Source organism: Micromonospora sp. NPDC047467 (assembly GCF_040643095.1).
Lineage (GTDB): Bacteria > Actinomycetota > Actinomycetes > Mycobacteriales > Micromonosporaceae > Micromonospora.
In genome coordinates this window covers 33,044-39,976 of record NZ_JBEYTO010000001.1, presented here as the reverse complement: position 1 = coordinate 39,976, position 6,933 = coordinate 33,044, and the positions used below count along the sequence as shown (strand labels likewise).

Below are 6,933 nucleotides of genomic sequence, written 5' to 3'. Positions count from 1 at the left end.
GCACCGATCATGGAGTTGTGGTGCCGCACGAAGCGCCACTAAACGGTAGGAATCGGCCACCACAACTCCATGATCGACGTGAGCGGCAGCGGGACGGGTCGCGAGAGGGCGGGCGGGGGCGGGGTGGGGCGAAGGGGGTAGTTCGGGGCAGGCAGGGCGGCCGGAGCGGCAGCCGAGACAGGGCCGCCGGTGACCACGTACCCTTTCGGCATGTCCACCCCCGCAACGGGCGCGGCCACACTCGCGCCGCGCCGGTCGAGCCGGTTTGTTGCCTGGGTGCGCGCGTGGCGCGCCGGGCTGGTGCCGTACGACGAGGTCGCCGACGCCATCGCCGGCGACGAGGAGCACCTCGTCGCGGATGCCCCCGGCACCTGGACCGACGTCCCGCTGGGCGCCGCGCTGCCTACCCTGGCCAAACTCTCCCCGGACGAGATCCGCCTGGTGCTGCCCGCGCCGGGTGACCCCCGGGGTCTGCCCGGTCCGGGGGACTTCGCCGGAGCGGCGCTGGTGACGGGCGAGGCGGTGGTGGCCGGTGGGCTGGGGTTGATTCCCCAGGTTCGCAGTCACACATCAGGCTCGGGCGACTGCTTCGAGACGGTGCTGTGGCGGGTGTACCCGCTGCCTGCCAACGCGCCCGCCGCGTCCCTCGCGCTGCCCGGCGCCGCCGAGGCCGAGGCCGAGCTGGCCGCCGCGCTGGCCGAGACCACCGCCGCCCTGACCCGCCTCGACGTCGCACAGTGGCGGCCCGAATTGGCTGGGGCGCTGGCCGCGCTGCGCCGTCCTGATGGCACCACCGATCTGCCGCCCGGCTTCGACCCGCGGGCCCGCCGGCTCTTCGCCCGGGCCGCGGTGCTCGACCGGGTGCTCGCGCTGGCAGGGCACGCCGCTCCCGGCGGCGCGATCAACAACTATGAGGCCCAGCAGCGCGACGCCGCGCTGCGCCCACTCACCGCAGCGTGCCGGCAGGCCCTCGTCGCCGCCTGCAACGCCCCACTGCGCCCCTGACCACACCGCCGAGCAACACGACGGCACGACACGACACCGCACCGCCGAGCAACGTGACAGCAACGCGGCCGCACCGCCGAGCGGCGCGACCCCACCGCACCGCCGAGCAATACGACAGCACCGCACCGTCGAGCAGCGCGACCGAACCGCTGAGCAACACGACAGCACCTCACCGCCGAGCAACGCGACGCACCGCACCAGAGCAACGCGACCGCGGCACCGCCCGCGCACCGCCGCCGGCATGATCGTGCTCGATCCAGCATGTAGTGGCCTCCAAGTAGGAGGTTTACCACTAAATCCTGGTTACAGCGCGATCAGCACCGGCCGACAGCCACCAGCCGACCCGCCGCCGCGCGACCAGCCACGGCCGACGACTGTGGCTGATCAGACCTCGTCGAGCAGGTCGGCGACCGAGTTGATGATCCGGGACGGGCGGTACGGGTAACGCTCCGCCTCGGTGCGGCTGCTGATCCCGGTGAGCACCAGGATGGTCTCCAGCCCGGCCTCCAGACCACACAGGATGTCGGTGTCCATCCGGTCGCCGATCATCGCGGTGCTCTCCGAGTGCGCGTTGATGGTGTTCAGCGCCGAGCGCATCATCATCGGGTTCGGCTTGCCGACGAAGTACGGCTCCACCCCGGTCGCCTTGGAGATCATGGCGGCGACCGAGCCGGCGGCGGGCAGGGCGCCCTCCACCGACGGGCCGGTCACGTCCGGGTTGGTGCAGATGAACCGCGCCCCGTCGTTGATCAGCCGAACCGCCTTGGTGATCGCCTCGAAGCTGTAGGTGCGGGTTTCGCCGAGCACCACGTAGTCCGGGGCGAAGTCGGTGAGGACGTAGCCGACCGCGTGCAGCGCCGTGGTCAGGCCGGCCTCCCCGATCACGTACGCGGTGCCGCCCGGCCGCTGGTCGGCGAGGAACTGCCCGGTGGCCAGGGCGGAGGACCAGATCGCCTCCTCCGGAACGTCCAGACCCATCCGGCTGAGCCGGGCCGTCAGGTCACGCGGGGTGTAGATCGAGTTGTTGGTCAGCACCAGGAACGGTTTGCCGGAGGCACGCAGCCGGTTGACGAACTCCGGTGCGCCGGGCACCGGCTGGCCCTCGTGCACCAGTACGCCGTCCATGTCGGTCAGCCAACTCTGCACGGGCTTGCGGTCATGCATGATGATCCTCAGAGGTCAGGGGCGACGAGGTCAGGGGCGACGGGTCGGCACGCAGCAGACGGTGGGGCAGGTGTCCCACATCGGCAGCTCACCCAGGCGGCGACGCAGTTGCGCACCGTCCGGGTCGGTCCGCTCGATGACCAGCTCACGCACCATGGTCACGAAACGCGGGTCGGTGCCCGGGGTGCCGGCCCGGACGAAGTCCAGGCCGAGCTGCTTGGCCGTCTCCAGCGCCTCGGTGTCCAGGTCCCACACCACCTCCAGGTGGTCGGAGACGAAGCCGATCGGGCTGACCACCACGCTGGTGGTGCCACCCTGCGCGAGGGCGGCGAGGTGGTCGTTGATGTCCGGCTCCAGCCACGGCACCTGCGGCGGGCCGGAGCGGCTCTGCCAGACCAGGTCGTACTCCAGGTCGGGGGCCGCGGCCGACGCCACCAGCCGGGCGGCCTCGTGCAGTTGCGCCTCGTACCGGCCGCCGTGCGGGCCGGCGCTGGCCGCCATCGACGTGGGTACGGAGTGCGCGGTGAACACCAGCCGGGTGGTGTCCCGCCGGGCCGGGTCGAGTTGGGTCAGCGCGGCCCGGACGGCATCGACGTGCGGCTCGATGAAACCGGGGTGGTCCCAGAACTGGCGCAGCTTCTCGATGACCGGCGCGTCCGGACCGACGGCTGCTCGGGCGGCGGCGATGTCCTCCTGGTACTGCCGGCAGGACGAGTAGCCGCCGTACGCGCTGGTGACGAAGGCCAGCGCGCGGGTCACCCCGTCGTCGCGCATCTGGGTCACGGTGTCGGCGAGCATCGGGTCCCAGTTGCGGTTGCCCCAGTAGACGGGCAGGTCGAGGCCGTGCGCGGCGAAGTCGGCGCGGATGGCGGCCAGCAGGTCACGGCACTGCTGGTTGATCGGGGACACCCCACCGAAGTGCTGGTAGTGCTCGACGACCTCGGCCAGCCGCTCGGGCGGCACGCCCCGGCCGCGGGTCACGTTCTGCAGGAAGGGCATCACGTCCTCGGGCCGTTCCGGCCCGCCGAAGGACACCAGCACCACCGCGTCGTACGACATGGGGTCATTCTTGCCGGTCGGCCGGAACGACCCGGCGACGCCCCCTGGTCCGGCCCACGTGGATCACATGGACGGGACCGGGGGCGTCGCCGGGGACGTCAGGAACCGATCGCGTGGTAACCGCCGTCGACGTGGACGATCTCGCCGGTGGTGGCGGGGAACCAGTCGGAGAGCAGCGCCAGGCAGGCCTTCGCAGCGGGCTCCTGGTCGGTGAGGCTCCAGCCCAGCGGCGCCCGCTCGGCCCACGCGTCCTCGAACTGGTCGAAGCCGGGGATCGACTTCGCGGCGATGGTGCGCAGCGGCCCGGCGGCGACCAGGTTGCTGCGGATGCCCTGCTTGCCCAGGTGCAGCGCCAGGTAGCGGGACGCGGACTCCAGGCCGGCCTTGGCCACGCCCATCCAGTCGTAGACCGGCCACGCCTTCGTCGCGTCGAAGGTGAGGCCGACCACCGCACCGCCGGGCGACATCAGCGGCAGCGCCGCCATGGCCAGCGACTTGTACGAGAAGGTGGAGACGTGCAGGGCGGTCGCCACGTCCTCCCAGGGTGCGTCGAGGAAGCCGCCGCCCAGGCAGCTCTGCGGGGCGAAGCCGATCGAGTGCACGACACCGTCGAGGCCGTCGACGTGCTCGCGGACCCGGTCGGCGAGGCTGGCCAGGTGCTCGGTGTTTGTCACGTCCACCTCGATCACCGGCGCCGGCTCGGGCAGCCGCTTGGCGATCCGCTCGACCAGGGAGAGCCGACCGAAGCCGGTCAGCACGACCTGTGCGCCGTTCTCCTGGGCGAGCTTCGCTACCGAGAAGGCGATCGAAGCGTCGGTGATGACGCCACTGACGAGCAGCCGCTTACCGGCGAGCAGTCCGGACATCGCAGATTTCCTCCGTAGTCAAAAGGGTCAGTGGCCCATGCCGAGGCCGCCGTCGACCGGGATCACGGCGCCGGAGACGTACCCGGCGCTGTCGGAGGCCAGCCAGGTGACGACCGCAGCGACCTCGTCGGGGCTGGCCATCCGGCCGGCCGGGATCGACTTGCGGATCTCCGCCTTGCGGTCCTCGGACAGGCCGGCGGTCATGTCCGTGTCGATGAAGCCGGGCGCGACAACGTTGGCGGTGATGTTGCGGCTGCCCAGCTCGCGGGTGATGGAGCGGGCCACGCCGACCAGGCCGGCCTTGCTGGCGGCGTAGTTGACCTGACCGGCGCCACCGGAGAGGCCGACCACCGAGGAGACGAAGATCATGCGGCCCCACTTGGCGCGGAGCATCTTGCCGGAGGCCCGCTTGGCGACCCGGAACGCACCGGTGAGGTTGGTGTCCACGACGCTGGTGAACTGCTCCTCGGTCATGCGCAGCAGCAGCGTGTCGGCGGTGACGCCAGCGTTGGCGACCAGCACCTCGACCGGCCCCAGCTCGGCCTCGACGGCGGTGAACGCGGCGTCGATCGAGGCCGCGTCGGTCACGTCGGCCCGTACGCCGAACAGCCCTTCCGGAGCCTCGCCGCTGCGGTGGGTGATCGCCACCCGGTCGCCCTGCTTGGCGAAGGCCTGCGCGATGGCCAGGCCGATCCCCCGGTTGCCCCCGGTCACCAGCACGGTACGGGCCACTGTTCCCCCTTGCTCAGCTGATCTCAGTCGCAGGCGAGCCTAGGCGTTACCGGCAGGTAAGCGCTAACGGGGACCACGTCACACCGGGGTACGACGCGGGGATCAACCCCTGGTGGCACGCCTCGCGGGAGGTTGGCCCGTAGCCTCCCGGTGGTGAACCGGCAACCGATCGCCTCGGCCCTGCGGGCCCTGCGGCAGACCTTGCTCGGTCCGGACGCCCCGCCCGGCCGGCCGTTGCTGGCCCGTTGGCCCCGGCTGGCCCGTTACGCCGCCCCGGCCGGGCTGCTCGCCGCGCTCGGCCTCTTCTGGATCACTCTCGCCGTGGAGAGCGAGTGGGGCCTGCCGACGCCGATCGCGGTGCTGTTCGCGGCGATGACCGTGGCGCCGCTGCTCGCGCTGCCCCGGCGACCGCTGCTGGCCTGGCGGTTGACGGTGCTGGCCCTGCTGGTGTGCACGTTCAATGCGCCGGCCGGACAGCCCGGTCCGTGGACGGCACCGCTGGCGCTCGGGTCGATCGCGGTGGTCGCGGTGGTGCTCGCGCGGGTCGACCGGCCGGTGCTGGTCTGGGTGGTCGCGTTCACGATGGTTCCGGTGCTCACCCTGGTCCGCGCCGAGAACCGGGCGGCCGTGCTGGCGCTGCTCGGCGCGCTGGCGATCGTCGGTGACCTGATCAGGCGCAACCGGCTGTCCCGGCGGGAGTTGGCCGCGCAGACCGAGCTGAGCGAGCGGGCGCAGGAGCGCCGCGCGGTGCTGGAGGAACGCACCCGGATCGCCCGCGAGCTGCACGACGTCGTGGCGCATCACATGTCGTTGATCGCGGTGCAGGCGGAGACCGCGCCGTACCGGCTGACCGACGTCCCGGCGCCGGCCGCCGCGGAGTTCGTCGCCATCGCCGCCTCGGCCCGCGACGCGCTGACCGACATGCGGCGCCTGCTGGGGGTGCTGCGCAGCGAGTCGAGCGGCCCGCAGACCGCGCCGCAGCCGGACCTGGTCGACCTGGGCACGATGGTGGACGCGGCCCGCCGAGCCGGACTACCGGTGACCCTGGACGCCGAGTTGGCCGACGACGGGCGGGTGCCCGCGCCGGTCGGGCTGGCCGCGTACCGGATCGTGCAGGAGGGGCTGGCCAACGCGGCCCGGCACGCGTCCGGCGCCGCGGTGCGGGTCACGGTCCGCGCCGGTCGATCCACCCTGGCGGTACGCGTGCAGAACGCGCCGCCTGTCGACGTGGGCGTCCAACCGGTCGCCGAGGTGGGCGCCGGGCACGGGCTGACCGGCATGCGGGAGCGGGCCACCTCGCTGGGCGGTACGTTCACCGCCGGGCCGCTGCCCGACGGGGGTTACGCGGTGGCGGCGCACCTGCCGTACGACACGGAGGGCGGGGACCAATGATCAAGGTGTTGATCGCCGACGACCAGGCGATGGTCCGGCAGGGCTTCGGCGCGCTGCTCGCCGCCCAACCGGACCTCCTGGTGGTGGGTGACGCCGCCGACGGCGCGCAGGCGGTCGCCGCCACCCGCCGGCTCGACCCGGACGTGGTGCTGATGGACGTACGGATGCCGGTGCTGGACGGGCTGGCCGCCACCCGCAAGCTGCTCGGCGACCGATCCGCGCAGCGACCCCGGGTGCTCATCCTCACCACCTTCGACCTGGACGACTACGTGTACGAGGCGCTGCGTGCCGGGGCCAGCGGGTTCCTGCTCAAGGACGCCCCGGCGGCCGACCTGGTGCACGCGGTGCGGGTGGTGGCGGCCGGGGACGCACTACTCGCCCCCGCGGTGACCCGGCGGCTGATCGCCGAGTTCGCGGCCCGCCCGGACCGCCGCCGACCCCGCCCCACCGACCTGGCCGGGCTCACTCCGCGGGAGACCGAGGTGCTGCGGCTGATCGCCCGAGGTCGCAACAACGCCGAGATCGCGGGTGATCTGGTCGTGGCCGAGCAGACCGTGAAGACGCACATCGGGCGGATCCTCGCGAAGCTGGGGCTGCGGGATCGGGCCCAGGCCGTCGTGTTGGCGTACGAGACGGGTCTGGTCGCCGCCGGCGAGTAGCCCCACGGAGCCAGCCCTCGAACGGCTCTCCGGCACGACGACCGAGCACCACCCAC

The 6,933-nt window shown here is 72.6% G+C and carries 7 protein-coding genes; 3 read left to right on the top strand and 4 right to left on the bottom strand.

Annotated elements, in window-relative coordinates:
• Positions 1–210 precede the first annotated feature (210 nt).
• Positions 211–1,005, top strand: a complete 795-nt coding sequence (locus ABZ780_RS00165) for a hypothetical protein (RefSeq protein WP_357012469.1) — start codon at positions 211–213, stop codon at positions 1,003–1,005.
• A 384-nt stretch (positions 1,006–1,389) separates the two neighbouring features.
• On the opposite strand, the gene ABZ780_RS00160 is transcribed toward ABZ780_RS00165, so the two are convergent.
• The 4 genes from ABZ780_RS00160 to fabG form a co-directional block, all read right to left on the bottom strand.
• A complete protein-coding gene (locus ABZ780_RS00160) occupies positions 1,390–2,169 on the bottom strand; it encodes an HAD-IIA family hydrolase (RefSeq protein ID WP_357012468.1) in 780 nt (259 codons plus the stop codon).
• A gap of 30 nt (positions 2,170–2,199) precedes the next feature.
• Positions 2,200–3,228, bottom strand: a complete 1,029-nt coding sequence (locus tag ABZ780_RS00155; RefSeq protein WP_357482571.1) for a ferrochelatase — start codon at positions 3,226–3,228, stop codon at positions 2,200–2,202.
• A gap of 98 nt (positions 3,229–3,326) precedes the next feature.
• A complete protein-coding gene (gene fabI / locus ABZ780_RS00150) occupies positions 3,327–4,094 on the bottom strand; it encodes an enoyl-ACP reductase FabI (protein ID WP_357012465.1) in 768 nt (255 codons plus the stop codon).
• 27 nt (positions 4,095–4,121) lie between these two features.
• On the bottom strand, positions 4,122–4,826 hold the full coding sequence (gene fabG, locus ABZ780_RS00145; protein ID WP_357012464.1) for a 3-oxoacyl-ACP reductase FabG: 705 nt from the start codon (positions 4,824–4,826) through the stop codon (positions 4,122–4,124).
• 153 nt (positions 4,827–4,979) lie between these two features.
• On the opposite strand from fabG, the gene ABZ780_RS00140 reads away from it, so the two are divergent.
• Both ABZ780_RS00140 and ABZ780_RS00135 read left to right on the top strand, forming a co-directional pair.
• Entirely contained in the window at positions 4,980–6,218 is a 1,239-nt protein-coding gene (locus tag ABZ780_RS00140; RefSeq protein ID WP_357012462.1) for a histidine kinase, read from the top strand.
• Positions 6,215–6,877, top strand: a complete 663-nt coding sequence (locus ABZ780_RS00135) for a response regulator transcription factor (RefSeq protein WP_357012461.1) — start codon at positions 6,215–6,217, stop codon at positions 6,875–6,877. Before ABZ780_RS00140 ends, ABZ780_RS00135 begins: the two co-directional genes overlap by 4 nt.
• Positions 6,878–6,933: the final 56 nt, after the last annotated feature.